This is a genomic window from Azoarcus sp. DN11, from assembly GCF_003628555.1.
In the GTDB taxonomy this organism is placed as follows: Bacteria; Pseudomonadota; Gammaproteobacteria; order Burkholderiales; family Rhodocyclaceae; genus Aromatoleum.
Genome location: NZ_CP021731.1, coordinates 228,355 through 254,185 on the forward strand (window position 1 = coordinate 228,355; position 25,831 = coordinate 254,185).

The following is a 25,831-nucleotide window of genomic DNA, read 5'->3' on the forward strand; positions in this document are numbered from 1 at the left end:
GAAAAGTGGCGATTAACCCGGCGACCAATTGCCGTTCGGGCCGAGCGTGTCGAAGCCCCTGCTGAGCCCGCCCTTCGGCAAGCTCAGGGCGAACGGGGGGGGCTATTCAATGGCCTTGTCGATAACGTCTCACTGCCAGCTGTTCACGTCGGCGTTTTCGCCGTCGCCGCCCGGCTGGCCATCCTTGCCCAGCGAGGACAGGTCGTATTCGCCGTGCTCGCCGGGTGCCGCGTAGATGTAATTGCGGCCCCACGGGTCGGCCGGAATGTTCTTCTGCAGGTAGGGGCCGGCCCACCGCGGCTCGTTGGCGGGGCGCGTCACCAGCGCCGCCAGGCCCTGTTCGGTCGTCGGGTAGTGGCCGGTGTCGAGGCGGTACAGGTCCAGCGCCTTGGCGAAACCCTCGACCTGCGCACGTGCGGCCTTCACTTCCGATTTGCCGAGCTGGCTGAAATATTTCGGCGCCACCAGGCCGGCGAGCAGGCCCAGCACCACCAGCACGACCAGCAGTTCCAGCAGGGTGAAGCCGCGCGAAGGGCCGCGGGCGGCGCCGCGGCGAAGCATTCGACAGTCATCCATGATGTTGTCCGCAGAAATGAGGGAGGTGTCCCGCCAGTGTAGGAACAGGCTTCGGGCGGCGTCAATTTGCAGCAGCAGGAAACATGCCGGGGGCGTGACAGGTGTCGCGGGCCGGAAGGGGAAGGCACGCCGCTTGCGTAGCACCGTCCGGAGCGGGGATTCGTCCCCGGTGTACATGACCGTCCTGGAGCCGCCACATGAAACCGCCGATCCCGCTTCTCGCCGCCGTCTGGTTCGCACTGCCGCTGGCCGCGCAGGCCGATGTCTATCTCAAGGTCGAACCGGACGGGACGGTCACGCTCACCGACGAACCGCGTCGCGGTTTCGAACGCGTCGTCACGGCGCCCGCCCCCAGGAGTGGGGGATCGGCCCCCATAGGCGGGACCGGCCTCGTCCACGGCGAGCCGTCGGGCGAGATCGGTGCGCTGCCCTTCGCTCCGCAGGTCGCTGCGGCCGCGGCCGAGCACGATCTGCCGGAGGCGCTCATCCATGCGGTGATCCGCGTCGAATCCAACTACGACCCGCGGGCGGTGTCGCCCAAGGGGGCGGTCGGCCTGATGCAGCTGATGCCCCGCACGGCGCGTGCGATGGGCGTCGTCGACGCACGCAATCCGGCCGAAAACATCCGTGGCGGCGCGCGTTACCTCAAGCGCCTGCTGGAGATGTTCGGCAACGACGTCGGGCGCGCCGTGGCCGCGTACAACGCCGGACCGGGCGCGGTCGTGCGCAGCGGCGGCATGCCGCCGTTCGCCGAGACGCGGCGTTACGTGCCGCGCGTGATCGAGCATTTCGAGCGCCTGGGTGGCCGCCGCGCCGGGAGGCTGTCGTGAACGACCGGGGGAATCTCCCGTTGTTGGGGGAGTACCCCCACTCTTTGTGGCTGTGGGAGAATGCCCCCCGAAAGCGGGGGAGATGAGGAGGAGGTGGCGCTCGACCCCCGACACTGGCTGCGCATCGGGCCGGCGCCATGCGCCAGATCAAGGAACGTAGCCGGTGAGTGCAGTATGGTGCGGCGTTTGTTCAAGGTCTCCGGGGAAGGGTCCCCGGGGAAATGCCGATGCGGAACAGGGGAAAATGAGCACGATGGGTGAGGTCGCCGCCCGGCCGCAGCGGTTCGGAGCGCACGCCACGGCGAGGCAGCCGTGATGGCGTGCGGGCGTCCGGCTGCCGGAAGGGGGCAGCACGGCGAGCGCATCCTCGTCGCGGTGCTGGCCTTCGTGCTGTGGCTGGCGCCCATCCTCGCGCTGGGCCACGCGATAACGCACGACCCGGTGCCGGGGTCCGACATCTGCCGGGCGCAGTCCGCCGGGAGTGCGGACGAGCATCCCGCCACCGGGGGCGGCCATCGCTGCCAGGATTGCTGCTGCTCGGCGGTGCGCCTCGGCGGCGGGCCGCCGGCGAGCACGGGCTGGTTCTTCCTTCCGGCGTCCGCGCCCGTGCTCGCGGGCGACGTGTCCTCCGTTCCGCGCCCGCTCGTGTGGCGCGACCTTGCGCCGCCCCCGCGTGCGCCCCCCTCCCCGGCCGCTGATTCTGCCGTCGCACCCGGCATCGGCTGATCGTCCGATGCCGCCCGATCACGAATTCAGGCCCTGATCCGCCCATCTGCGTGGTGGACGGGGCCGGGGAGTCCAACCATGTTTTGCCTTCGCCCTGTCGCGGCGAGCGCGCTCGCGCTCGCGCTTGCCGTACCGTCAGCCGCCTTCGCGTCCTGCGGCTCCGCCTTTTGCTCGGTCAATACCAGCTCGGCCTTCATGAACGCCGGCCTCGCGGGTGACACCCGCCTGGGCCTGCGCTACGAGTTCATCGACCAGCGCCACCCCATGCACGGCGACAACGACGTGTCGGTGGGCGAGCTCCCGCGCCATCACGACGAAGTGCGCACGCTCAACCGCAACACGCTGTTCACGCTGGAGCGCGATCTCGCACCGGACTGGACGATCGGCGCGACGCTGCCGCTGGTTGACCGCAGCCACAAGCACATCCACAACCACCATGAAGAAGACGGCGACGTGCACCACGTCCCCGAGACCTGGAATTTCCGCGAGCTCGGCGACCTGCGCATCGAGGCGCGCCACGAACTCCTTACCAGCCGTGAGCAGGGGGTTGGCGTGAGCTTCGGGGTCAAGCTGCCCACCGGCCGCACCAACCTGAAGAACCGCGACGGCGACCTGGCCGAGCGCAGCCTGCAGCCGGGCAGCGGCACCACCGACCTGCTGCTGGGGGCGCACTGGCGCCGGGAACTGGCGGGCGGCTCGACGGCGTTCGCGAGCGTCAGCGCGGATCTGGCGACCGCAGAGCATGACGGCTACCGCCCCGGCCACCGCATGCACCTCGATGTCGGCTGGCTCAAGCCGGTCAGCGACCGCCTGAGCTTCCCGCTGCAGCTCAACGTGTCGTACAAGGCGCGTGACCGCGGCGCCGAGGCCGAGCCGGAGGATTCGGGCGCGACGACGGTGGCGCTGAGTCCGGGAGTCAGCTGGCAGATGTCGCCGCACTGGCAGCTCTACGGCTACTACCAGCGTCCCATCTATCAGCACGTGAACGGCGTGCAGCTCACGTCGCGCTGGAGCGCCGTGCTCGGAACGACCTACGCGTTCTGAGCCGGCCCCTTTTCCCCCGCCCCGGCCGCGCGACGCCCTGTCGCCGGCCGGAAGCCGCACGCCGCCCGGCCGCGTGCGGGGAATCCTCGCCCACGCCGCGTCCGAAAGTGGGTGCCCCACCCGCAATGCGGGGAAAAGTTGGGGAATCTTTCCGCGCTGACCTTCTGCAATAACGCAACGCATTGAAAAATAGCCAGATTTATCCTGGCACGGGCGTTGCGAGGAGGTTCACGGGATTTCCCGCCCGTGGTCCGGCTCGGGTGTGCAAAGGCCCAGCCGGGTATGGCGTGGCAGTCTGCAGTCGAGTCGTCATGGCGTTGCATCCGTGGGGGAACGACGATGAAGGGCACGCATCCGAAGGAGTTGGCACCTGCCGCAGCCGGTGGCGCATGCCGCCGGCTGCGGCTGTCCGGCCTGCTCGCGCTGGCCGGCGCCACGCTGTTTGCGGCCGGTGAGGCGAAGGCGGCGATCACGTGCACGCGCACGCTGGTGGCCGACGTGGTGGCGCTCGACCAGCCGCTGATGTTCAACCGGCTCGGCGCGCAGAACATCAACGGCATGATGTTTGCGCTCGAGGAGGACGTGGTCGATGCGGCCGGCCGGACGCTCGCGGCCGGCGGTGCGAAGTCGCCTGGCAACGTCAGGCTGCGCGACGACAAGCGCCCGCGTCCGCTGGTGCTGCGCATCGCGGCGGGCGAATGCCTGACCGTTCGGCTGACCAACCTGCTCGCCCCGACCGCCAACGCGCGCACCGCGTCGCCGCCCGAGATGCACATCGACGAGCAGGTCGCCGACCGCCACGTCGGCTTCTTCGCGCAGGGCATGCAGGCGGTCAACAGCATCGCCGACCTCGGCGACAACGTCGGCCGGAACATGAGCTCGCTGGTGGCGCCGGGCAACAGCAGGACCTATACGCTCTACGGCGAGCGCGAAGGGACTTTCGCGATCACGAGCTACGGCGCGACCTTCGGCGGCGAGGGCACTGCCGGCAACACCACCAGCGGCCTGTTCGGCCAGCTCACCGTGTTGCCCCCGGGGGGGGCGCCTATCGCAACGTCGTGAGCGAGGAAGAGCTGCGCCTCGCCGCCGACAAGAACGGCGACGGCGTGCTGACCGCGGCGGCCGGCGAGCTGACGGCGGCCGGGCAGCCGGTCGTGAATTACGAGGCGCGCTTCCCCGACGCCGAGCCGTGGATCTCCGAGGGCAAGGCCGGCAAGCCGGTGCTCAACATGGTCGACGGCACGCGCATCGTGCATACGGAGCTCGACGCCGTGGTGCTGGGCCCGGATCCCTACGGCACCTTCCCCGCTTCGACCTACCCGCTGGAGGCGATCGGCAAGCGCAACCCCGCCTACCCCAACCGCCTCGAGCCGTTCCGCGACTTCTCGGTGATCTTCCACGACGAGACGGCGGCGGCGCAGGCCTTCCCGGGCTTCTTCGACGACCCGGTGTTCGGCTACGTGCTGAAGGCGACCCGCGACGCGTTCATGATCAACTACGGCTCCGGCGGCATCGGCGCCGAGATCATCGCCAACCGCATCGGCGTCGGCCCGATGCACGACTGCCTGCGCTGCGCGTACGAGGAATTCTTTCTCTCCGCCTACGCGGTCGGCGATCCGGCACTGCTGGTCGACATCCCCGCGAACGTCGGCCTCGAGGCGCTGAAGCCGGGCCAGGCCCCGCAGCCCGGCACGACCGGCATCAAGGCGACCAAGGCGCTGTATCCGCAGGATCCGGCGAACGTGCATCACAGCTACATCGGCGACTTCGTGAAGTACCACAACGTGCACGTGGGCAAGGAACAGCACGTGTTCCACCTGCACAACCACCAGTGGTTGTTCAACCCGAACGACGACAACTCCAACTACATCGACGCCCAGGGCATCGGGCCGGGTTCGGGCTACACCTACGAGCTGGTGAATGGCGGCTCGGGCAACCGCAACCGCTCGCCCGGCGACGCGATCTACCACTGCCACTTCTACCCGCACTTCGCCCAGGGCATGTGGTACCTGTGGCGCATCCACGACACCTTCGAGGCCGGCACCCGGCTGCAGGTGTCGAACGGCGCCAAGGGCTACCACAGCACGCCGTTTGCGCTGCAGGACGGCACGCCCGCACCGGGCGCGCGCGCCCTGCCCGACGGCGAGCTGGTGGTCGGTGCGCCGATCCCGGCCGTGGTGCCGCTGCCGGGCAAGGCGATGCCGCCGATGCCGGGCAAGGTGGAGGTCGTGACCAAGTACGTCACCGACCCGGCCGGCGCGAGCCACATCGCCGGCTCCAGGGCGCTGGTCGACCGCAGCGCCGCCAACCGGAACGCCGACGGCACGCTGAAGAACCCGGGCTATCCGTTCTGGGTCGCGGGCATCGAGGCGACGATGGGGCAGCGTCCGCCGACCCCGCCGCTCGACATGCTCACGCCGGCGAAGGCGCAGGCGCTCAAGAACAGCGGCAACCCGCTGTGGTCCGGTCTCGTGCCGGCGCAGGCGGAGGGCTGGGACGGCGGCCTGCCGCGCGGCACGCTCGAAGGGAAACTGTCGGGCGGCACGGCCGAGGTGACGACCAGCCCGGTCGACTTCCTGAAGAAGCTGACGTCGGCGAAGGCGGTGTACTTCCCCGAGGAAGGCACGGACGCGGAGCAGGCCGCGATGGCTTTCCACGCGCAGCCTTTCCACGTCAGCTACGCGGTCGACCCGACCGGTGCCACGGTCAGGGCGGCGAACTTCAAGACCAACGGCGCGAAGCCTTCGGTCGCCGCGCCCTATGCCGAGCCCTGCATCGACGACACGCAGAAGCAGCTCACCAGCTCCGCGGGCGCGGGCACCTGGTTCAGCGGCGCGACCCTGACCGCGATGTGGATCGGCAAGGCCTCGAAATACAACGCGACCACGCCGCGCGTGTACAAGGGCGCCAACATCCAGTTCGACGCGGTGCTCAACAAGGCCGGCTACCACTTCCCGCAGCAGCGCATCATCACGCTGTGGGAGGACGCGATGCCGGTGATCAACAAGCAGCAGGCGCCCGAGCCGCTGGTGATGCGCGTCAACACCTTCGACTGCGCGATGTACTACCACACCAACCTGGTGCCGGAGTACTACGAGCTGGACGACTACCAGGTGCGCACGCCGACCGACATCATCGGCCAGCACATCCACCTGCCGAAATGGGATCTGACGACGACCGACGGGGCGGCCAACGGCTGGAACTACGAGGACGGCACACTCGCGCCGGGCGCGGTGGTCGAGAGCATCCACGCGATCCGCCAGTACAACCACTGCGCCGAGCCGGCCGATCGGCGCGACGGCACCAACGTCTGCCCCGTTGCGAAGAAGCACCCCTACTTCGGACAGTTCAATCGTCCGGACTGGATGGGCGCGCGCACGACGATGCAGCGCTGGTTCGCGGACCCGGTGCTGAACCAGCACAGCGTCGACCGCGGCCTCGGCAACATCTTCACGCATGACCACTACGGCCCCTCGACCCACCAGCAGATCGGCCTGTACGGCACCGTGCTGACCGAGCCGGCCGGTTCGACGTGGTACCACGCCGAGACCGGCACCCCGCTGTACACGCGTGCGGACGGCGGCCCGACCTCGTGGCAGGCGGTGATCAGCTCGGGCGACATCGACAACGACAAGATCGATGACAGCTTCCGCGAGTTCTACCTCGAGTTCACCGACTTCCAGCATGCCTACGAAGCCGGCGTGTATGTGGGCGCCGGCCCGGACGGCAGGCCCGACCCGGTGAGGTACCCGACCAGCCGCGACAGCTTCCGCTATGCGATCAACCCGCCGGCGAAGATGACCACGCAACCCATCTTCCCCGACATGCAGCGCATGGCCGCGGGCGCCCAGAAGCCCACCTGCCCGGTGCGTCCCTGCCCGCAGGCGATCTCGACGGACGACCCGGGGATGTTCTCGGTGAACTACCGCAACGAACCGGTGGCGCTGCGCATCTACGACCCGACCAGGACCGGCCCCGACGGCAAGCCCGGCATGCAGGCGGACGGCGACGCCGGTGATCTCGCCTTCGCGCTGCAAAGCCGTACCGACCGCAAGATCGCGAACTTCAACCTCGCGCCCGGCGCGATCACGCAGGCGACCGGTCCGACCGGCGGCGTCACGACCTTCCCGCCGCACATCAACAAGGGAGGCGACGTCGCGGGCGATCCCTTCACGCCGATGCTGCGCACCTACGCGGGCGACATCGTGCGCGTGCGCGTGCAGGCCGGCGGCCAGGAGGAGGCGCACAGCGTCAGCATCCACGGCGTGAAGTGGCTGCAGGCCGGCTCGAGCTTCGGCGCGGCGCCCAACTCGGGCTGGCGCAACGGCCAGATGGTCGGCATCTCCGAGCAGTTCAGCCTCGGCATGCCGGTGGCCATGTACGCCCACCCGGACACGCCGGCGGCCGACTACCTGTACTCGATCAACGCCTCGATCGAGGGCTACTGGAACGGCTCGTGGGGCGTGATGCGCAACTATGCCGAGAAGCGTGCCGACCTGTTCGCGACGCCCAATAACCCGCAACCGGTTGCTGCCGCCAACGCGGCGGACTTCAACGGCATCTGCCCGAAGACCTACACCGATCCCGTGCTCGGCGTGCTGCCGGTCAAGCAGCGCGACTTCAGCGTGGTAGTGGCGCTCGCCAACGACATCCTGCCCAACCCGCTCGGCCTGACCATCGGCATGGCGGACAGCAACGGCAAGCATGTCGGCGGCCCGCTCAAGGCCGGCGGCGGCACGCTGGTGTACAACGCGCGTCCGACCAGCATCCCGGCCGCGACCCTCATCGACCACGCGACCGGCCAGACGATCACGATCGGCGGCAAGTCGGGGCCGCTGCACGACCCGACCGCGATCATGTACGTGCGCAAGGAGGACCTCGATCCGACCACCGGCAAGCTGAAGGCCGGCGTCCCGGTCGAACCCCTGGTGCTGCGCGCGGCGTCCGGCGAATGCGTGAACGTGGTGCTGGAGAACCGCCTGCCGGCGGAGATGCCGGACCTGCCGTCGCCCAACCTGATGGCGCCGGTGGTCGTGCGCGACCGCTACGACCCGCTCGGCACCACCGCCTTCAACAACAACCTGATGCGCCCGTCCGCGCACGCCGGCTTCCACACCCAGCTGCTGATGTACGACGTGACGCGGTCGGACGGCACCAACGTCGGCATCAACCCGGTACAGACGGTTGCGCCCGGCGGGGCGCCGAAGACCTATCAATTCTACGTGGGAGACCTGGCGCGCGCGTATTCCAAGGCCACTTCCCTGGTGAAGGGGACAACCTCCACCCGGACGGGGAACGCCGACACGATCAGTGCCGTGGGGATCGAGTTCGGCGGCGTCAACATCATGCCGGCGGACAAGATCAAGCAGCCGCAGAAGGGCCTCAACGGTGCGTTCGTCGCCATGCCGCCGGAATCGACCTGGGTCGAGGACGGCAACATGCGCGCCGCCGCCACGGTGAGCAAGACCACGAAGCCCGCGCTCGTCACCTACCGCGACTTCGCGCTGCAGTGGGCGAAGGGCCTGAACATGCGCTGGGCCAACGGGGATCCGGTGGAGAACATCGCCGCCGAGGGGCCGATGGTGCATGAGGATCCGGAAGACAACTCTTCGATGGCGGTGAACTACCGGGTCGAGCCGCTGTGGTACCGCTTCGGCAAGGCGCCGGACGCACCTTTCGGCCACGCCAACGGCGCCGGCCTCGCGGACGTGCCCAATGCCAACGAGGCCTACAGCAACGCGCTGGTCGGCGGCGCGGACCCGGAGACCCCGGTGCTGACGGTGACGCGGGGCCAGCCGTTCCGCATCCACCTGGTGCAGGCGTCGGGCGGCAGCCGCATGGGCACCTTCGCCCTCCACGGCCACGTCTGGCAGCGCGATCCGTACCGTGCGCACAACGCGGTGCAGAGCGGCTACCCGTCGGTGAAGTACGGCGTCGCCTCGACGCGGATCCTGGAGAACCCGCTGGGGATGTACCTGGGCGGCCAGGAAAGCATCCTGCCGGCCGCGCACTTCACCTTCAACCTCGAAAGCGCGGGGGGCGCCAATGCCATCGCGGGCGACTACCTGTACCGCGACTTCGAGTCGCTGGGCAACCTGAGCGGCCGCTGGGGCATCGTGCGGGTGGAGTGAGCAGCACGCAGTCCGGGGACCCGGAAACGGGGCCCCAAAACCGGGGGAAAGCACCGTGAGCAGACTTCGCTTCGCAACAGGCTCGCTGCTGGTGTCCTGCGCCTTGTCGGGATCGCTTGCCGCGGCGCCGGCGCCGGTCCCCGCGCCGGGGGGCGCGGCGGCGGAGGCCAGACCCGCGGCCAGCGGGCGCGTGACGCGCGACGGCGTGGCGATCGACTTCGAGGCGCGCCCGGCGGACGGGGCCACCGAGCTGGTCGAAGGCGGTCTTGCCGACCTCACCTTCCGCATCACCGACGCCAGGACGGGCACGGGCGTGCCGGGGCTCAGGCCGGGTGCGTGGCTCGACCTCGCGCAGGTGATCGCGAACCCGAAGGCCAACGAGCAGAAGGAATGCAAGGACAAGATCGCCCTCTACCTGAAGGGCGTGGTCGGCGTGCGGCCGATGGTGGACCTCAACAGCTACTACCTGATGGTGCTCAACCAGGACCCCAGCATCAGCGTCATCGATCCTCTGACCTCGATGGCTGGCGTGACCAGCACGCTCACGCGCATCATGCTCAAGCGCCCGCCGATGGACTGGGCCAGGAGCGTCGACGGCAAGCACATGTTCGTGTCGATGCCGACCGCCGGTCAGGTCGCGGTCGTCGACACGGGCAGCTTCCGCGTCGTCGCCGACGTCGATGCCGGTGACGAGCCGGTGCGCGTCGCGGTGCAGCCCGACGGGCACTACCTGTGGGTCGGCAACAACGCGCGCGATCCCGGCAAGAGCGGCGTCACGGTGATCGACGCCCACGGCTTCGAGCCGGTGAAGCGCTTCGCGACCGGCAAGGGCCACCACGAGATCGCCTTCAGCGACGACTCGCGCCACGCCTTCGTGACCAACCGCGACGCGGGTAGCGTGAGCGTGTTCGACGTCGCCGCGCTCGAGAAGGTGGTGGACATCCCGACCGGTCCGCGGCCGATCTCGGTGGCCCTGTCGGGCCTGTCGAAGGCGCTGTACGTCGCCGACGGCGAGGCCGGCACGATCACGGTGATCGACGCGAAGACGCTTGCGCCGCGCAAGGTGATCCAGGCCCGGCCCGGCCTCGGCCCGGTGCGCTTCACGCTCGACGGCCGCTTCGCCTTCGCGCTCAACACGCGGGAGAACACCGCGACGGTGATCGACGCGGGCGGCGACGAGATCGTGCATGAACTCGGCGTTGCCGCCGAACCCTACGAGGTGAGCTTCACGCCGGGCTATGCCTACGTGCGCGGCCTCGCGACCGAGAACGTGGCGATGGTGAGGCTCGACACGCTCGGCAAGGGCCGCGAACCGGTGCTGCAGAGCTTCGCCGCGGGCGCCGAGGCGCCCAGGCTCGCCGGCGACCTGCCGCTGGCGGCGAGCCTCGCCACGCGCAGCGATGAGGGCGCGGTGTTCGTCGTCAATCCGGCGAACAACACCACCTACTTCTACATGGAAGGCATGAATGCGCCGATGACCGGCTACCTCCACCGCGGCCACACGGCGCGCGCGGTGACGGTGGTCGACCGCGCGATGAAGCAGACCGAACCGGGCGTGTTCTCGACGCAGGTGACGCTGCCGGCGTCGGGCAAGTTCGACGTCGCCTTCATGCTCGACCGCCCGCAGGTGCTGCACTGCTTCAGCGCCGACGTGAAGCCCGGCGCGATCAGCGACGCGAAGCTCGCCGCACCGCGCCTCGAGTTCCTGCCCGCGCCGGTGACCGTGCAGGCGCCGGGCAAGGCGACGGTGCGCTTCCGCCTCGTCGCCGGCCGCAAGGACACGCCGCGCACCGGCGTCAAGGACCTCGGCGTGACCTGGTTCCTGGCGCCGGCCGGCGCGCGCCAGCACACGGCGGCGCGCGAGGTGGGCGAGGGCGTGTATGAGGCGGAGCTGCCGCTCGCGCAGACCGGCGCGTACTACGTGCATGTCGATTCGGCGGCGCTGCGCGAGACGCAGAAGAAGCCCTACCTGACGCTGCGCGCGGTTTCCGCGGTGGCGGCGGGGACGAAGGACGGCAACTGAGGAGGGGGGACGATGACGAACGGAGCAAGGCGCATGCAGCACGATCGCAAGGCCGTCATGCGCGCCGGCCTGGCCGCGGTGGCGGTCGCGGCGGCCGTGGGCATCCTCATGCCGGGCGCGGCGCGGGCGCACGCCGAACATGCGAAGCCGCAGGGCGCCACGGCCGGCGCCCACGCGAACCACGGCGCATCCGGCCCGACGCGGCCCGAAGACGTGACGGTGCGCCTCCCCGACGTGACGCTGCTGGACCAGCACAGCCGCGAACGGCGCCTCAAGCCCGACGTGATCGGCGATCGCGTCGTGGTGATGGATTTCGTCTATACCAGCTGTACGACCGTGTGCCCGGTGGCCTCCGCGATCATGGCCGAAGTGCAGCAGAAGCTCGCCGCGCGGGTGGGGCGCGAGGTTGCGCTCGTGTCGCTGACCGTGGACCCGGTGCGCGACACCCCGGCGCGCCTGCGCGACTACGCCGGCGCCCGCGGCGCGGGCGAGGGCTGGTCGTGGCTCACTGGCAGCGCCACGGAGGTCAACGACACGCTCAAGGGCCTGGGCACGTGGACGCCGGACTTCGAGGACCATCCCGTCGTGATGATGGTCGGCGACGGCCGCAGCGGCAAATGGACGCGCTTCTACGGCTTCGCGGACCCCGCGGTGCTGGTCGCGCAGGTCGAATCGCTCATCGCGGCGCGTGCCGCAACCCGGGAGTAAGCACATGATCGCTGCACGCCGCACCGTCTTCCTCGCCGCCTTCGCGGCGCTCGCACAGGTCCTCACCCTCGCCGCCGCCGCGCAAGCGGCCGCGCAGGCCGTGGCGCCCCCCGCCACCGGCGGCACGCACGACGCGCGTGCCTACTTCACCGACACCGAGCTCGTCGACCAGCACGGCCGCAAGGTCCGGTTCTACAGCGACGTGCTGAAGGACCGCGTCGTGATGCTCAACGTGGTCTACGCGAACTGCAAGGACGCCTGCCCGCTCATCACGCGCAAGCTCACGGAAGTGCGCGCCACGCTGGGCGAGGAGGCCGCGCGCAAGGTGCATTTCATCTCGATCAGCAGCGACCCGCTGCACGACACGCCGGCCTCGCTGAAGGCCTTCGCGGCGAAGAACCACGCCGATAGCCCGAACTGGATCTTCCTCACCGGCGACAAGGCGAAGGTCGACTTCGTGCTGAGCCGCCTCGGCCAGCTCGGCAACAGCGTCGAGGAGCATTCGACGCTGCTGATCGCCGGCGACGTGCCGAACAAGCGCTGGAGCAAGATCCGCCCCGACGCACCGCCGCCGGCGATCGCCGAGCGCCTGAGGCTGCTCACCGAACCGGTGGAGAAGGTGAGCCTGGGACGGTAACGATCATGGCAAGCCGCCGCCTTACAGGGTGGTCGGGTCTGATGGCCGCGCTACTCTGCGTCGCGGGGCCTGTGGCCGCAATCGAGCTGACTGCTTCCGAACAGGCCGGCAAGCAGATCTTCGTCGAAGGCCGCAGCGCCTCGGGCAGCACCATTGCGGCCCGCGTCGGGGGCGCGGACACGGCGATACCGGGAACGGTGGTGCCGTGTGCCAACTGCCACGGCGCCGATGGCCGCGGGAGGCGCGAGGGGGGCGTGCGCCCGCCCGACATCACCTGGCGGCGGCTTGCCCTTCCTTATGGCCAGCGCATGGAAAACGGGCGCGAACGGCCCGCCTACGACGCGGCGAGCTTCGCGCGCGCGATCACCACCGGGGTCGATTCCGCCGGCAACCGGCTCGACCCCGCGATGCCGCGCTTCACGATGTCGGCGCGCGACGCCGAGGACCTCACGGCCTACCTGAAGCGCCTCGAGGACGACGGCGACCCGGGCCTCGCGCAGGACGCCGTGCGCGTCGGCACGCTGCAGCCCGCGACGGGGCTGCTGGCCGAGCTGGGCACGACCGTCACGGCCATCCTGCGCGGCACTTTCGACGCCGTGAACGCCGGCGGCGGGGTGCACGGCCGGCGCATCGAGCTGGTCGTCGCCGATCCCGGCAGCGATGCCGCGGGCGCGGAGGCCGCGCTGCGCCGCCTCGTCGACGAGGAAAAGGTGTTCGCCCTCGTCGCGCCGCTGGTGCCGGCGCTCGACGGGCGCCTGGGCGCGCTCGCCGACGCCGCGCACATCCCCGTGGTCGGCCCGCTCGCGCAGCTGTCGGCGAGCGGCGGCCGCTTCGTGTTCGATCCGCTGCCCGGCCTCGGCGAGCAGCTCGGTGCGCTCGGCGAATACGCCGCCGCCACGCTCAAGCTCACGAATCCGCCGGTCGCGATCGTGCATCCGGACGAACCCCGCAGCGCCGCCATCGCCAGCGCGCTCGCCGGGCGCCTCGCGCGCCACGGCTGGTCGCAGGTGCGCGCCTACGCCTACGTGCCGGGCGCGTTCAACGCCTCCTGGGTGGGCACGGCGGTGGCCGGCCAGGGCGCGAAGGCGGTCTTCTTCATCGGCCGCGACGCCGACTTCGGCGCGCTCGCCGCGCAGGAGCCGTTGCAGAAGGCGCCGCCGTGGCTGTTCGCGGCGGCGAACCAGGTCGGCCCGGCCGTGCTGCGGCTGCCCGCGCCGCAAGCCGAGCGCGTGTTCATCGCCTACCCGACCTTGCCGCAGGACTGGAGCCCGCAAGGCGCGGGCGCGCTGCGTGCGGTGCGCGCCCGCAGCGGCGCGGGCGACCGCCACCCCGCCTTCCAGGTCGGCGCCTACGTCGCGGCGTTGGTGATGGTGGAAGGCTTCAAGCGCGCCGGGCGCGACGTGAGCCGCGACAAGTTCGTTGCCGCGCTGGAGGGCATGCGTGGCTTCCAGACCGGCGTGGCGCCCGCGATCGGCTTCGGCCCCGGGCAGCGCGTCGGCGCGCCGGGCGCCCACATCGTCGGCGTGGATGCGCAGAAGCACATTTTCCGCCCGACCGGCCGCTATGTGCGCCTTGACACAGTACAAGAATGAGGTGATGAACTAATGTAGTAAATACCGATGGGAGGAGACGGGCTTGAGGACAGACCGGGCATCCGGCGGGCACGCCGTCACGACGCAGGGAAGGAGAGGAGGGGCCGCGCGCCGCCGTGCGTCGTGCGGTCTGCGGCATGTGACGGCGGCCCTGTGCCTGGTCTGCACCCTCGCGTTGCCGGCGCCGGCCTCCGCGCAGGAGGTCGGCGTCGCGGCACGCGTCAATGGCGCCGAAATCACCGTCTTCCGCCTCGAACGCCATTTCGAGGACTACCTCCGGCTCAAGGCGCGCAATGTCGCCGCCATCCGCAGCCCCGACGTGTTCAAGCGCCTCAAGCGCGAAGCGCTCGACCAGCTCATCGACAAGGAGCTGCTGTGGCAGGAGTCGCAGCGCCGCGGCGTGAAGGTCGATGACGCGGCGGTCGAGGAGATGCGCAGCGGCATCGAATCGGGATTCGCGACGCGCGAGGCCTACGAGCGCCGCGTCCGCGACGCCGGCTTCGACGAAGCCTCCTACGCCGAATACCTGCGCCGCGAGCTCGCGGCGAGCCGCACCCTGCAGGCGCTCGCGGGCACGCCCCGGATCAGCGACGAGGACGTGCGGCGCACGCTGGAGCAGGAGCCGGCGCCCGCGGGCATGCCCGAGGCCGAGGCGCAGCGCCAGGTGCGCGCGTACCTGGCCGCGAGCCGCCGCGCCGAAGCCGGCCGCGAGGCGCTGCAACGATTGCGCGAGTCCGCACGGGTGGAGGTGCTGCAGCCGTTCTGACGGGCGTCCGGCCGCATGCCCCGATTTGGGGACTGGCGGCCGGTAGCGGGTGGTTTTTCCCCGCTTTCGGGGGTGAAAAGGGCAACGGATCGGCGAAGTCATCGAAGAAATGGCCCAATCCGCGGCATGTATCGCGTGGCACGCGGCGTGCTGTAGTTGTGTCAAACGGGATCCGGCAGGCGATGCCGGAATCGGCTGGAAAGCGGAGAGCGGCCATGTCATCCACCACAAGAGTCCTGATCGTCGAGGACGAGGACATCCTCGCAGGCAACCTGCAGGCCTACCTCGAACGCGTCTGCTGCGAAGCCCGCGTCGCGCCGGACGGAGGCAGTGCGATCCGGTCGATCGATGCCTTTGTCCCGGATGTGCTGGTGCTCGACTATCGCCTGCCCGACATGACCGGCTTCCAGGTGCTGGACGCGATCCGGTCGCGCTGCGCCCACGCCAACGCGATCCTGATCACGGGGCAGCCGCGCAACGAGGTGCAGCAGGAAGCGGCGCGGCGCGGGATCGCGCACATCCTGTTCAAACCCTTTCCGCTCGCCGAGTTGTCCAAGGTCGTGTGCAGCATCGGCCCCTACGTTTCGGCGCACATCGCCGGTGATGCGGAGCCGCACGACGCGCACGGGCCGACGCATCCGGACCGGCGCCAGCACAAGCACAACCGCTTCCCGATGCGGCTGTATGACGGAACCTGGCTGTTCGCGGACCGCCGGCATGCGCACAAGTCCGGGCAGGATTGCGCAGACGACGAAGAATGAGGGCGGAAAGGTGCGGCGGGGCGCAGACGATGGCAGAATCATCGCGCAGCGCTGCGAAACATGGCAGGGCCGGCCCTTCTGGCCGGAAGGAGACTGATGCAATGGATATGCATGTCATCCCTGAAATGGTCGTACCGGACAGTGCCGAGGGCGTTGTCCAGAGGCTCGATGTCGCGCTGCTGCGTTCGGCGCGCGACCGCGCCGCGGCCCACGGCCGCCGCATGATCGACGAACTGGAGGAGCTCGCCGGCCTCGATCCGCGCGAATTCGTGCGCCGCCTTGCCGCCACGCTGCATTACCCGGTGCTGTGCGGCGAGGAGCTTTTCGCCGGCGCGCCGGACTTCTCCAAGGTGTCGCTCGCCGAGGCCATCAAGCACGAATTCGTGCTCGTGAAGCGTTCGCCGGACGCGGGCGGCGGCCTCATCGGCGTGTTCTCCGACCCCTTCGACGACGCGCGCCTCGCGTGGATCGACGAGCGCCTCGGCGGTGCCGAGCTGCATCTGGCGCATCCGGCCGACCTCGCGGCCTGCCTCGCGCGCCACGAGGAGGACTTCCATGCGATCGACTCGCTCGCCGCGGCGCAGGAGGAATGCGCTGCCGCCGAGGACGTCGAGACGCTCTCGCTCGCCCGCATCAGCGAGGACTCCAGCGTCGTCGTGAAGCTGGTCAACTCGACCCTCTACGACGCGCTCAAGGCCAAGGCCAGCGACATCCACCTCAGCGCCACCGGCAGCGGCATGGTCATCAAGTACCGCGTCGACGGCGTGCTCGACACCGCCAGCCGGGTGCAGGGCGCCGACGTCGCCGAGCAGATGATCTCGCGCGTGAAGGTGATGGCGGAGCTCGACATCGCCGAGAAGCGCGTGCCGCAGGACGGCCGCTTCAAGGTGTCGATCAAGGGCCGCCAGATCGATTTCCGCGTGTCGATCATCCCCAGCATCTTCGGCGAGGACGCCGTGCTGCGCGTGCTCGACAAGCAGGACCTCGCCGACCAGGTGCATGGCGTGCGCCTCGACTCGCTCGGCTTCGAGCCCGACGTGATGAAAACCCTGCGCCGCCTCGCGAGCGAGCCCTACGGCATGGTGCTCGTCACTGGCCCCACCGGCAGCGGCAAGACCACCACGCTGTACGCGATGCTCACCGAGATCAACCGCGGCGTCGACAAGATCATCACGATCGAGGACCCGGTCGAATACCAGCTCCCCGGCGTGCTGCAGATCCCGGTCAACGAGAAGAAGGGCCTCACCTTCGCGCGCGGCCTGCGCTCCATCCTGCGCCACGACCCGGACAAGATCATGGTCGGCGAGATCCGCGACGCCGACACCGCGCAGATCGCCGTGCAGTCGGCGCTCACCGGCCACCTCGTGTTCACGACCATCCACGCCAACAACGTGTTCGACGTGATCGGGCGCTTCACGCAGATGGAGGTCGACCCGTACAGCTTCGTTTCGGCGCTGAACGGCGTGCTCGCGCAGCGCCTGATCCGGCTCGCGTGCCCGCACTGTGCCGTCGAAACGCAGCCGCGGCACGACGAACTCCGTGCCGCCGGCCTCGATCCGGCCGAGGTCAGGGGCTGGCGCTTCGTGCATAGCCCCGGCTGCGGCCGCTGCCGCGGCACCGGCTACCGTGGCCGCACCGCGATCGCCGAAGTGCTGCTGCTCGACGACGAACTGCGCCAGACCATCATCGACCACCGGCCCATCGCCGAACTGAAGGAGCTCGCGAAGAAGCGCGGCCTGCGCCTGCTGCGCGAGTCGGCGCTCGACCTGGTGCGTACCGGCGAGACCACGCTCGAGGAGATCAACCGTGTCACTTTTGTCGCGTGAGCGCCTCATCGCGGTACTCGCCCCGGCGCGGGTGACGCTGCTGCGCGCGGGGCCCGGGCGCCCCACGCCGGGCGGCGCCTGCGACTGCGAGGGCGGCTGGGACGGTGCCGTCGATGCGCTGCAGGGCCTGCTGCGCGAGGCCGGCGTGCGCCGGAGCGACGTCACGGTCGTGCTCTCCTGCCACTTCGCGCACTTCCGCCTCGTGCCGTGGAGCGACGCGATCAGTTCGCCCGCCGAACTCGAAGCCTTCGCGCGCATCGGCTTCGAGGACGTCTACGGCGCCGTCGCGGCCGGCTGGGCGCTGCGCATCTCGCCCGAGGCGGCCGGTCGGCCGCGCGTCGCCGTGGCGATCGAAAAGGCCCTGCTGGAGCGCCTGCACACCATCGTCGAGGGCGCGGGGCTGCGCCTCGCCTCGGTGCAGCCCTACCTGATGGCCGCCTACAACCGCCTGCAGCCGAGCCTCGCGCGCGACGACTTCGTGTTCGCCGTCGCCGAGCCGGGCCGCTGCAGCATGCTGCTCGCGCGTGCCGGCCAGTGGCTCAGCGTGCGCTCCAGCGCGGCCGGCGACAACGAACACGCGGTCGCGGATCTCCTCGAACGCGAATGCGAACTCAACGGCATCGGCGACCCGCAGTCGGGGCCGGTGCCGCCGGTATTCATCCATGCCCCGGGGCGCGCCGCGAGCGCGTGGCCGCCGGTGGAAGGCGTCACTCCGCGCGCCCTGACGCTGGGCAGCGGGGACGATCCGTGGCAGGACATGGCGCGGGCGGTGGCGTGATGAAACGGCTACAGCTCGACTTCCGTCGTTCGCCCCCCGCCGGTGCCGGGGGCTGGGCGCTGCTCGCCGTGGGCGCCGTCCTCGCCGGCACGGTGACGTGGGCCGGCGTGCACATCCGGGGCGAGATCGCGGCGCAGGACGCGACCGCGCGCCAGATCCTCGCCGGCCTGCCCGGGCCCCTGCGCGACAGCAGGCCGGCCGCGGCGGGCGGCAGCGAGCGCGACGGCGCGCTGGCGGGCATGCATCGCGTGCAGGCGAGCATCGACAACCGCCCCTGGCAGGCGCTGTTCGCGACGCTCGAGGGCCTCGCCAGCGACGACGTCGCGCTGCTGGCGCTGACACCGGACGCGCGCAAGCACCAGCTCCGCATCACTGCCGAGGCGCGCGACCTCGGCGCGATGCTCGATTACCACCGCAAGCTGGAGGGCACGCCCGCGCTGCGCGACGTGGCGCTGGTCAGCCACGAGTTCGCCGAGCAGGTGCCGGGCCGGCCGGTGCGCTTCAGCCTCGTCGCAAGCTGGGTGACCGACCATGCCAATCCATAAGCTCACGCTCCACGAAGCCGTGCGCCGCCTGGGCCTGCCCGGCCTCGGCGGCGCCCTCCTGCTGGCCGCCGCCGCGGCCGGCACCCTGTCGGTCGTGCTGCCCGGCCTCGGGGCGCGCGAGCGCGCCGGGCAGCAGGTGCTGCGCGCGCAGGCCCAGGCCGCCGCCGCCCGACGCGGCGAAGTGCCCGACGCGCTGCCGCCCGCACGCCAGCTCGACGACTTCTACGCCGGCCTGCCGCCCCAACTCGCCGCGACGAAGGCGATCGACGGCCTGTATACGGCTGCCGACGCGGAAAAAATCTCCCTCGCGCGCGGCGAATACTCGCTCGCCGTCGAACAGGGCTCCGACATGGCGCGCTACCAGATCCTGCTGCCGGTGCGCGGCACCTACGCGCAACTGCGCCGCTTCCTCGACGCCGCGATCGCGAAGGTGCCGGGCCTCAGCGTGGAGGACCTGGACATCCAGCGCAAGGAGGTCTCCGAGACCGAGCTCGAAGGCCGCATCCGCATGACCCTTTACCTGTCGAGGCGGTGATGGCGAACCGGCGTGGGCTCTTCTGGCTGGCATTCCTCGGCGCGGCCGCGGCGCTCGCGGTCATTCCGGAATTCTTCGACAAGGCGCCCGACGAGGCCGCGCAACCGGTGAGCCGTCCGCGCGCAACGGCGAGCGCACCGCCCGCCGCGCAGGCCGGACAGCTCGCCGGGCTGCGTTCCGCGGCACCGCCCGCCGCGGGGCAGGACGACGCGGCAAGCGCTGCCGCCCCGAGCGCCCCGGAGGCGGGGCCGGCCGCGCCCCGCCCCGTGCCTGAACTCTTCGCCGCGCACAGCTGGTACGTCCCGCCCCCGCCGCCCCCGCCGCCGCCCCCCGCCCCGCCGCCCCCGCCCCCGGTGCCCGTCGCGCCGCCCGTCCCCTACGAATATCTCGGCAAGCTCGCCGACGGCAATTCCGTGCGCGTGTTCCTCGTGCGCGGCGACCGCCCCTACACGGTTTCCGAAGGCGATGTACTGGACGGCAGCTACAGGGTGCAACGCATCACGGACACCACGATGACGCTCGTCTATCTTCCTCTCAACATGCCCCAAACCTTGCCCGTGGGAAGCAAACCATGATGACGGATACCGTGCTCCGCCGAGTTGTCCCCCATGTCGCGATCGTGGTGCTGGCGTCATCGCTCGCCGGCTGTGCCAACGACGCCCTGCAGCGCGACGGCATGCGCCTGATCGACGAGGGACATTACGAGGAAGGACTGGCCAAGCTCGACGAGGCCGTGCGCGAACAGCCGCGCGACCCCTCCGCCAATGTGGCGCAGACGACGCAGCGCCAGCGCGTGATCACCGCGCTGCTGGCCAACGCCGAGCGCGCCCGTCGCATGCGCGACAACAACGCTGCGGCGCGCGACTACGAGCGGGTGCTCGGCATCGAGCCGGCCAACGAGCGTGCGGCCGAGGCGCTGCATCAGCTCGAGCAGCTGCGCAACGCCGGCGAGAGCGTGCGTCAGGCCCAGGTCGCGCTGCGCCGCGGCGACCTCGACGGTGCCGACCGCCTGGTGCGCCAGGTGCTCGTGCTCGACCCGCGCCACGAGGGCGCGCTGGCGCTCAGGCGCGAGATCGAGGACATCCGCTCGCGCACCGTCCAGACCTATCCGCAGCTGCGCACGAAGATGGCTGCGCCCGTGACGCTGGAGTTCCGCGACGGCAACCTCAGGCAGATCTTCGAAGTGCTGTCGCGCACTGCCGGCATCAACTTCCTGTTCGACAAGGACGTGAAGCCCGACCTCAGGGCGACGCTGTTCGTGCGCCAGGTCCCGGTCGAGCAGGCGGTCGAGCTGCTGCTGCTGCAGAACCAGCTGCAGCAGAAAGTCATCAGCGACAACACGGTGATGATCTACCCCGACACGCCGCAGAAGCAGCGCGACTACCAGGACCTCACGATCCGCACCTTCCACCTCGCCAACACCGACGCCAAGACGGCGATGAACATGCTCAAGACCCTGCTCAAGAGCAAGGACGTGTTCATCGACGAGCGCCTCAACACGCTGACGATGCGCGACTCGGCCGACGCCGTGCGCCTCGCCGAGAAGCTGCTCTCCGCGCAGGGGCTGCCCGAGCCCGAGGTCGTGCTCGAGGTCCAGGTCATGGAAGTGTCGCGCCAGCGCATCCTCGACCTCGGCCTGCAGTGGCCCAGCACCTTCGGCCTGCTGCGTCCCGACCTCGGCGGCCCGCCGGGCGTGCTGACCGACTACAACCACGTCAACGGCAGCCGCATCACCGTCGGCCCGTCCCCCGAACTGCGCATCAATGCCAACGACAGCGACGTGAACACGCTCGCGAACCCGGTGATCCGCGTCAGCAACAAGGAAAAGGCGCGCATCCATATCGGCCAGCGCGTGCCGGTCGTCAGCGCGACCTCCACCCCCTCGACGCAGGGCCCGGTGATCACCGAGAGCATCCAGTACCTGGAGGTCGGCCTGAAGCTCGAGGTCGAGCCCACCGTGCATCTGGACGACGAGGTGATGATCAAGATCGCGCTCGAAGTCAGCAAGGCCACCCAGCAGTCGCCGACCAAGAACGGCACCATCCCCGTGCAGGTCGATACGCGCAATGCGGTGACCGTGCTGCGCCTGAAGGACGGCGAGACGCAGGTGCTCGCCGGCCTGGTGCGCAACGATCACGACGTCGCCGGCAACCGCATCCCGGGTCTCGGCGACATCCCCGGGCTGGGGCGGCTCTTCGGCAGCAACAAGGACACCATCGGCAAGTCCGAACTGGTGCTGTCGATCACGCCGCGCATCGTGCGCAACCTGCCCTACATGAGCCCGCAGGACATCGAGTACCCGTCGGGCACCGAGGCGGTGCTGAGGTCGCGGGCCGACCTGATGCGCGGGGTGACCGTGCCGGCGGCGGGCGCCGCGCCGCAGGGCGCCGTACCTGCGGCAGAGGTCGCCGCCCTCGCGCCGCCGGCCGCGGTCAGCAGCGACGCCCCGGGCGCGCTCGCGTCGCCCGCGGCCGCCATCCTGTCGTGGACGGCGCCTGCCAGCCTCAGGCCCGGAGAGGAAACCGACGTGGTCCTGCGCGCGAACGTGTCCCAGCCGCTCGGCGCCGCGACGCTGCAGTTCGCCTACGATCCGGCGGCGCTGCGTGTCGTCTCGGTGACCGAGGGCGACGTGATGAACGCCGACGGCGCTATCACCTCCTTCGCGCCGCGCATCGACGACAAGACCGGACGCATGTTCGTCGCGCTGTCGCGCACCGCGCCGCAGGGCGCGCGCGGCGACGGCGCGCTGGTGCGCCTGCGCGTGGCCGCGCTGCCCGGCAGCACGGCGCCGGCGGAGCTCCGCGTGGTCGGCGTGTCGGCGTTCGGCGAGGGCAACCGCCCGGTCTCCGTGCCGCTGCCCGCCGCGCTCGCGCTCGGTGCGCAGCCCTGAGGGAGGGGGCGATGCGGCGCGCGCACGGTTTCTCCCTCGTCGAGGTCGTCATCACGGTGGCGATCGTCGCGCTGCTCGCGAGCATCGCCGCGCCGCTCACCGAGACGGTCGTGCGCCGCGGCAAGGAGCAGGAACTGAAGAGCGCGCTGTACCACATCCGCGACGCCATCGACGCCTACAAGCTCGCGGCCGACACCGGCCAGATCGAGAAGCTCGCCGACGCGAGCGGCTACCCGCCCACGCTGCGCGTGCTGGTCGACGGCGTGCGCGACGTGCGCAGCGTCGAAGGCAAGCGCATCTACTTCCTGCGCAGCATCCCGCGCGACCCCTTCACCGATCCCAAGCTGCGGCCGGAGGAAACCTGGGGCCTGCGCAGCTACGACAGCCCGCCCGACAGTCCCCGTGCCGGCGCCGACGTGTTCGACGTCTATTCGCTCGCGTCCGGCGAGGGCCTGAACGGCGTCCCCTATCGCCAATGGTGAGATCCGAAATGGACACCCTGCGCAAATCCCGGGCCGGCTTCACGCTGATCGAGCTGCTGGTCGTGCTCGCCATCATCGCGACCCTGCTCGCGATCGCCGCGCCGCGCTATTTCGGCAGCCTGGAGAGATCCGAGGACACGGCGCTGCGCCAGTCCCTCTCCGTCATGCGCGACGCGCTCGACCACTACTACGGCGACACCGGCGTCTATCCCGACTCGTTGCAGGCCCTGGTCGACAAGCGCTACCTGCGCAGCGTCCCCGTCGACCCCATCACGCAGCGCAGCGACACCTGGGTGATCGTGCCCCCGCAGGGCGCCGCCGGCGGCACCGTCGGCAACGTGCGCAGCGGCGCGGAGGGCAAGGCGCGTGACGGGACGCTCTACTCGGAGTGGTAGCCGTGCTGCCGGACGTCCGTGTGCGCGAACGGGGCTTCACCTACATCGGTGTGCTGGTGCTGGTCGTGATGATGACGCTGGCGCTGGTGGGCACTGCGCAGCTGTGGTCCACGGCCAGCCTGCGCGCCCGCGAACGCGAGCTGCTGTGGGTCGGCTCGCAGTACGCGCACGCGCTGCGCCTGTACTACGAGACGTCGCCCGACCTGAAACGCTTCCCGCAGCGGCTCGACGACCTGATCACGGACCAGCGCAGCCCCAAGCCGCGCCACCACCTGCGCCGCCTGTACGCCGACCCCATCACGCGCAGCACCGACTGGGGGCTGATCCGCAGCGCCGACGGGGGCATCGTCGGCGTGTACAGCCAGTCGACCGACGCGCCGCTGAAGCGCGCGCGCTTCCCGGTCGAGTGGGCCGAGTTCGAGGGGGTGGAAACCTATGCCGGCTGGCAGTTCGTCGCCGACCGCGCCTTCAGCACCACCGCGCAGGCCAACGGGAGCGCGAACGCACCGCCGGGGGCTGCGGCAGGAATGCCCGCCCCGGCCGACCCGCGCAAGAGCCTGATCGACGCTGCCCGTGCGCCGCGGCCGGCGCCGCCGGTGTCGCCTTTCCAGCAAATGCGCTGACGCCGCGCGCGCAGCCGGCGCGTACAAACAAAAAAAGCCCGGCAATGCCGGGCTTTCCTCATTCGAATCCAGCCGCGAGGCGGATTACATCGGGCGGATGTTGCCTGCCTGCTTGCCCTTCGGGCCCGAGGTCTCGTCGAACTGCACTTTCTGACCTTCGGCCAGGCTACGGAAGCCGTTGCCCTGGATCGCGGAGAAGTGAGCGAAGAGGTCTTCGCCGCCGTTGTCCGGGGTGATGAAGCCGTAACCCTTGGCGTCGTTGAACCACTTGACGGTACCAGTTGCCATTTTCTGAATTTCCCAAATCAAAGTTTAAATAAGGGGCGTTTGCCCAGAGTTGCGACAATCGCGATCGGGGAATGACGGACTGGAGTACCAGAGGACTTCGAGCACGAAACACCACGCGATGACTGATGCGCGCAAGCAGTCTGGTGAAAAACCGCGCCGCGGTCAACTGCCTTCGCGCGCCTTTCCAGGTCTTCCGGCACCGGCGGCGTGCAATCGGTCGCGGCGACGTGCGCCGCGCCCCGCGCGAACGCGCACACCGTGATGACATCCCGCTACAATCGCCGGCGAGGAGGTTCCCATGAATATCGAATGGTGGCACTGGACCGTCGTCGGCATCGCACTGATCCTGGCCGAGTTGGCGCTGCCGTCCTTCTTCGTGATCTGGTTCGGCATCGCGGGGCTGGCGATGGCGCTGGTGCTCTTCGTCGCACCGGGGCTGTCGCTCACCGCCCAGCTCGCGGCCTGGACCGTCCTGTCGCTGCTCATGGTCGCGCTGTGGTTCCGCGTCTTCAAGCCCGGCTTCCACAAGACCCGCATCGGCACGGCCGACGGTGAGGTCATCGGTGAAGTCGGCCTGCTGGTCGGCGCCGTCGCCCCCTTCGAGCGCGGCCGGGTGCGTTTCCAGCGCCCGCTGCTCGGCGCCGAGGAGTGGGTGTGCCTCGCCGAGAGCCCGATTTCCGCCGGCGAGCGCGTGCGCGTCGTCGCCGTCGAAGGCAGTTTCCTGAAAGTCGTCAAAGCCTGAGGAGCATTCATGAGCGGCAGCCTGATCTTCGTCGTCGCGGTACTCGTCTTCGTCATCGTCACGCTCGCGAAGGGCGTGCGCATCCTGCCGCAGGGCGAGGAATGGATCGTCGAGCGCCTGGGCAAGTACCACGGCACGCTCAAGCCCGGCCTCAACCTCATCATTCCCTACCTCGACAACGTCGCCTACAAGCTCGTCACTAAGGACATCATCCTCGACGTGCAGGAACAGGAAGTCATCACGCGCGACAACGCGGTGATCCTCACCAACGCGATCGCCTTCATCAAGGTCACCGACCCGGTGAAGGCCGTGTATGGCGTCACCGATTTCGCCGAGGCGATCCGCAACCTGATCATGACGACGCTGCGCTCCATCGTCGGCGAGATGGAGCTCGACGAGGCGCTCTCGTCGCGTGACAAGATCAAGGCGCGCCTGCGCGAGAGCATCGCCGACGAGGCGGTGGACTGGGGCCTCACGGTGAAGTCGGTGGAGATCCAGGACATCAAGCCTTCGCAGTCGATGCAGCGCGCGATGGAGATGCAGGCCGCCGCCGAGCGCGAACGCAAGGCCGCGGTGACGAAGGCCGAAGGCGAGAAGCAGGCCGCGATCCTCGAGGCCGAGGCGCGCCTCGAATCCGCCAAGCGCGACGCCAACGCCCAGGTGATGCTCGCGGAGGCGTCCGCCGAAGCGATCCGCCGCGTCGCCGCCGCGGTCGGCGACCAGCCCGGCCCGATGATGTACCTGCTGGGCGAGAAGTACATCCACGCGATGGAGCGCATGGGCTCGTCCGAGAGCGCCAAGGTCGTCGTGCTGCCGGCCGACCTGCAGGAGACGGTGCGCGGCCTGCTCGCGCGCGGCAAGGTCGCCGGCTAGGAGTCTGCGCGGCAGAAGCCAAGCGTCGGTGAGGTAAGCCCTCCCTGGCGTGTCGGGGCC

24 protein-coding genes are annotated in these 25,831 nt (G+C 70.1%); 22 read left to right on the forward strand and 2 right to left on the reverse strand.

Features of this window, described 5'->3' with window-relative positions; translation table 11 throughout:
* Nucleotides 1-129: 129 nt before the first annotated feature.
* Nucleotides 130-576, reverse strand: coding sequence for a type II secretion system major pseudopilin GspG (gspG, locus tag CDA09_RS00995; RefSeq protein WP_286164332.1), 447 nt, complete (start codon nucleotides 574-576; stop codon nucleotides 130-132).
* Nucleotides 577-773: 197 nt separating this feature from the next.
* Here gspG and CDA09_RS01000 point away from each other — a divergent pair, with 197 nt between their 5' ends.
* The 20 genes from CDA09_RS01000 (at nucleotide 774) to CDA09_RS01090 (ending at nucleotide 23,868) form a co-directional block, all read left to right on the forward strand.
* Nucleotides 774-1,406, forward strand: a complete 633-nt coding sequence (locus CDA09_RS01000; RefSeq protein ID WP_121426916.1) for a lytic transglycosylase domain-containing protein — start codon at nucleotides 774-776, stop codon at nucleotides 1,404-1,406.
* A 315-nt stretch (nucleotides 1,407-1,721) separates the two neighbouring features.
* A complete protein-coding gene (locus tag CDA09_RS01005; RefSeq protein ID WP_121426917.1) occupies nucleotides 1,722-2,132 on the forward strand; it encodes a DUF2946 family protein in 411 nt (136 codons plus the stop codon).
* Nucleotides 2,133-2,210: 78 nt separating this feature from the next.
* On the forward strand, nucleotides 2,211-3,176 hold the full coding sequence (locus CDA09_RS01010) for a transporter (RefSeq protein WP_121426918.1): 966 nt from the start codon (nucleotides 2,211-2,213) through the stop codon (nucleotides 3,174-3,176).
* Nucleotides 3,177-3,515: 339 nt separating this feature from the next.
* Nucleotides 3,516-4,238: an LBP/BPI/CETP family protein gene (locus CDA09_RS23585; protein WP_286164333.1), complete on the forward strand. Its 723-nt coding sequence runs from the start codon at nucleotides 3,516-3,518 to the stop codon at nucleotides 4,236-4,238.
* Nucleotides 4,235-9,307: a cupredoxin domain-containing protein gene (locus tag CDA09_RS01015; RefSeq protein ID WP_286164334.1), complete on the forward strand. Its 5,073-nt coding sequence runs from the start codon at nucleotides 4,235-4,237 to the stop codon at nucleotides 9,305-9,307. The genes CDA09_RS23585 and CDA09_RS01015 overlap by 4 nt, the downstream gene beginning before the upstream one ends.
* 55 nt (nucleotides 9,308-9,362) lie before the next feature.
* A complete protein-coding gene (locus CDA09_RS01020; protein ID WP_121426919.1) occupies nucleotides 9,363-11,330 on the forward strand; it encodes a YncE family protein in 1,968 nt (655 codons plus the stop codon).
* Nucleotides 11,331-11,342: 12 nt separating this feature from the next.
* Complete coding sequence (locus CDA09_RS01025) at nucleotides 11,343-12,038, forward strand: SCO family protein (protein ID WP_286164335.1); 696 nt, start codon at nucleotides 11,343-11,345, stop codon at nucleotides 12,036-12,038.
* A 4-nt stretch (nucleotides 12,039-12,042) separates the two neighbouring features.
* The gene (locus tag CDA09_RS01030) at nucleotides 12,043-12,675 is read left to right on the forward strand and encodes an SCO family protein (RefSeq protein WP_121426921.1); all 633 of its coding nucleotides are present in this window, start codon (nucleotides 12,043-12,045) and stop codon (nucleotides 12,673-12,675) included.
* 5 nt (nucleotides 12,676-12,680) lie between these two features.
* Nucleotides 12,681-14,267, forward strand: a complete 1,587-nt coding sequence (locus tag CDA09_RS01035) for an ABC transporter substrate-binding protein (RefSeq protein ID WP_286164336.1) — start codon at nucleotides 12,681-12,683, stop codon at nucleotides 14,265-14,267.
* Nucleotides 14,268-14,310: 43 nt separating this feature from the next.
* Nucleotides 14,311-15,033, forward strand: coding sequence for a SurA N-terminal domain-containing protein (locus CDA09_RS01040; protein WP_174718397.1), 723 nt, complete (start codon nucleotides 14,311-14,313; stop codon nucleotides 15,031-15,033).
* 215 nt (nucleotides 15,034-15,248) lie between these two features.
* A complete protein-coding gene (locus tag CDA09_RS01045) occupies nucleotides 15,249-15,794 on the forward strand; it encodes a response regulator (protein ID WP_121426923.1) in 546 nt (181 codons plus the stop codon).
* 101 nt (nucleotides 15,795-15,895) lie between these two features.
* Nucleotides 15,896-17,620 (forward strand): GspE/PulE family protein, encoded by a 1,725-nt coding sequence (locus CDA09_RS01050; protein WP_174718398.1) that lies wholly within the window; start codon nucleotides 15,896-15,898, stop codon nucleotides 17,618-17,620.
* A complete protein-coding gene (locus tag CDA09_RS01055) occupies nucleotides 17,601-18,398 on the forward strand; it encodes a hypothetical protein (RefSeq protein ID WP_128106520.1) in 798 nt (265 codons plus the stop codon). Before CDA09_RS01050 ends, CDA09_RS01055 begins: the two co-directional genes overlap by 20 nt.
* The gene (locus tag CDA09_RS01060) at nucleotides 18,398-18,943 is read left to right on the forward strand and encodes a PilN domain-containing protein (RefSeq protein WP_121426925.1); all 546 of its coding nucleotides are present in this window, start codon (nucleotides 18,398-18,400) and stop codon (nucleotides 18,941-18,943) included. The genes CDA09_RS01055 and CDA09_RS01060 overlap by 1 nt, the downstream gene beginning before the upstream one ends.
* Nucleotides 18,930-19,478: a GspMb/PilO family protein gene (locus CDA09_RS01065; RefSeq protein WP_121426926.1), complete on the forward strand. Its 549-nt coding sequence runs from the start codon at nucleotides 18,930-18,932 to the stop codon at nucleotides 19,476-19,478. The genes CDA09_RS01060 and CDA09_RS01065 overlap by 14 nt, the downstream gene beginning before the upstream one ends.
* Nucleotides 19,478-20,053 (forward strand): secretion system X translation initiation factor, encoded by a 576-nt coding sequence (locus CDA09_RS01070; protein WP_121426927.1) that lies wholly within the window; start codon nucleotides 19,478-19,480, stop codon nucleotides 20,051-20,053. Before CDA09_RS01065 ends, CDA09_RS01070 begins: the two co-directional genes overlap by 1 nt.
* Nucleotides 20,050-22,368, forward strand: a complete 2,319-nt coding sequence (locus CDA09_RS01075) for a secretin GspD/PilQ domain-containing protein (RefSeq protein WP_121426928.1) — start codon at nucleotides 20,050-20,052, stop codon at nucleotides 22,366-22,368. Before CDA09_RS01070 ends, CDA09_RS01075 begins: the two co-directional genes overlap by 4 nt.
* Nucleotides 22,369-22,379: 11 nt before the next feature.
* A complete protein-coding gene (locus CDA09_RS01080) occupies nucleotides 22,380-22,850 on the forward strand; it encodes a type II secretion system protein (protein WP_121426929.1) in 471 nt (156 codons plus the stop codon).
* Nucleotides 22,851-22,858: 8 nt separating this feature from the next.
* The gene (locus tag CDA09_RS01085; protein WP_121426930.1) at nucleotides 22,859-23,245 is read left to right on the forward strand and encodes a type II secretion system protein; all 387 of its coding nucleotides are present in this window, start codon (nucleotides 22,859-22,861) and stop codon (nucleotides 23,243-23,245) included.
* Between the two features lie 2 nt (nucleotides 23,246-23,247).
* Entirely contained in the window at nucleotides 23,248-23,868 is a 621-nt protein-coding gene (locus CDA09_RS01090; RefSeq protein WP_217351274.1) for a type II secretion system protein, read from the forward strand.
* Between the two features lie 84 nt (nucleotides 23,869-23,952).
* Here CDA09_RS01090 and CDA09_RS01095 read toward each other — a convergent pair whose 3' ends face one another.
* Nucleotides 23,953-24,156, reverse strand: coding sequence for a cold-shock protein (locus CDA09_RS01095; RefSeq protein ID WP_121426931.1), 204 nt, complete (start codon nucleotides 24,154-24,156; stop codon nucleotides 23,953-23,955).
* 298 nt (nucleotides 24,157-24,454) lie between these two features.
* On the opposite strand from CDA09_RS01095, the gene CDA09_RS01100 reads away from it, so the two are divergent.
* Nucleotides 24,455-24,898, forward strand: coding sequence for an NfeD family protein (locus tag CDA09_RS01100; RefSeq protein WP_121426932.1), 444 nt, complete (start codon nucleotides 24,455-24,457; stop codon nucleotides 24,896-24,898).
* Between the two features lie 9 nt (nucleotides 24,899-24,907).
* A complete protein-coding gene (locus CDA09_RS01105; protein ID WP_121426933.1) occupies nucleotides 24,908-25,771 on the forward strand; it encodes an SPFH domain-containing protein in 864 nt (287 codons plus the stop codon).
* Nucleotides 25,772-25,831 lie beyond the last annotated feature (60 nt).

Bases quoted from the DNA above. Each gene is read 5' to 3' on its own strand.
- gspG (WP_286164332.1), bottom strand. From the start codon at position 576: ATGGATGACTGTCGAATGCTTCGCCGCGGCGCCGCCCGCGGCCCTTCG.
- CDA09_RS01000 (WP_121426916.1), top strand. From the start codon at position 774: ATGAAACCGCCGATCCCGCTTCTCGCCGCCGTCTGGTTCGCACTGCCG.
- CDA09_RS01005 (WP_121426917.1), top strand. From the start codon at position 1,722: ATGGCGTGCGGGCGTCCGGCTGCCGGAAGGGGGCAGCACGGCGAGCGC.
- CDA09_RS01010 (WP_121426918.1), top strand. From the start codon at position 2,211: ATGTTTTGCCTTCGCCCTGTCGCGGCGAGCGCGCTCGCGCTCGCGCTT.
- CDA09_RS23585 (WP_286164333.1), top strand. From the start codon at position 3,516: ATGAAGGGCACGCATCCGAAGGAGTTGGCACCTGCCGCAGCCGGTGGC.
- CDA09_RS01025 (WP_286164335.1), top strand. From the start codon at position 11,343: ATGACGAACGGAGCAAGGCGCATGCAGCACGATCGCAAGGCCGTCATG.
- CDA09_RS01030 (WP_121426921.1), top strand. From the start codon at position 12,043: ATGATCGCTGCACGCCGCACCGTCTTCCTCGCCGCCTTCGCGGCGCTC.
- CDA09_RS01035 (WP_286164336.1), top strand. From the start codon at position 12,681: ATGGCAAGCCGCCGCCTTACAGGGTGGTCGGGTCTGATGGCCGCGCTA.
- CDA09_RS01045 (WP_121426923.1), top strand. From the start codon at position 15,249: ATGTCATCCACCACAAGAGTCCTGATCGTCGAGGACGAGGACATCCTC.
- CDA09_RS01050 (WP_174718398.1), top strand. From the start codon at position 15,896: ATGGATATGCATGTCATCCCTGAAATGGTCGTACCGGACAGTGCCGAG.
- CDA09_RS01060 (WP_121426925.1), top strand. From the start codon at position 18,398: ATGAAACGGCTACAGCTCGACTTCCGTCGTTCGCCCCCCGCCGGTGCC.
- CDA09_RS01065 (WP_121426926.1), top strand. From the start codon at position 18,930: ATGCCAATCCATAAGCTCACGCTCCACGAAGCCGTGCGCCGCCTGGGC.
- CDA09_RS01070 (WP_121426927.1), top strand. From the start codon at position 19,478: ATGGCGAACCGGCGTGGGCTCTTCTGGCTGGCATTCCTCGGCGCGGCC.
- CDA09_RS01075 (WP_121426928.1), top strand. From the start codon at position 20,050: ATGATGACGGATACCGTGCTCCGCCGAGTTGTCCCCCATGTCGCGATC.
- CDA09_RS01080 (WP_121426929.1), top strand. From the start codon at position 22,380: ATGCGGCGCGCGCACGGTTTCTCCCTCGTCGAGGTCGTCATCACGGTG.
- CDA09_RS01085 (WP_121426930.1), top strand. From the start codon at position 22,859: ATGGACACCCTGCGCAAATCCCGGGCCGGCTTCACGCTGATCGAGCTG.
- CDA09_RS01095 (WP_121426931.1), bottom strand. From the start codon at position 24,156: ATGGCAACTGGTACCGTCAAGTGGTTCAACGACGCCAAGGGTTACGGC.
- CDA09_RS01100 (WP_121426932.1), top strand. From the start codon at position 24,455: ATGAATATCGAATGGTGGCACTGGACCGTCGTCGGCATCGCACTGATC.
- CDA09_RS01105 (WP_121426933.1), top strand. From the start codon at position 24,908: ATGAGCGGCAGCCTGATCTTCGTCGTCGCGGTACTCGTCTTCGTCATC.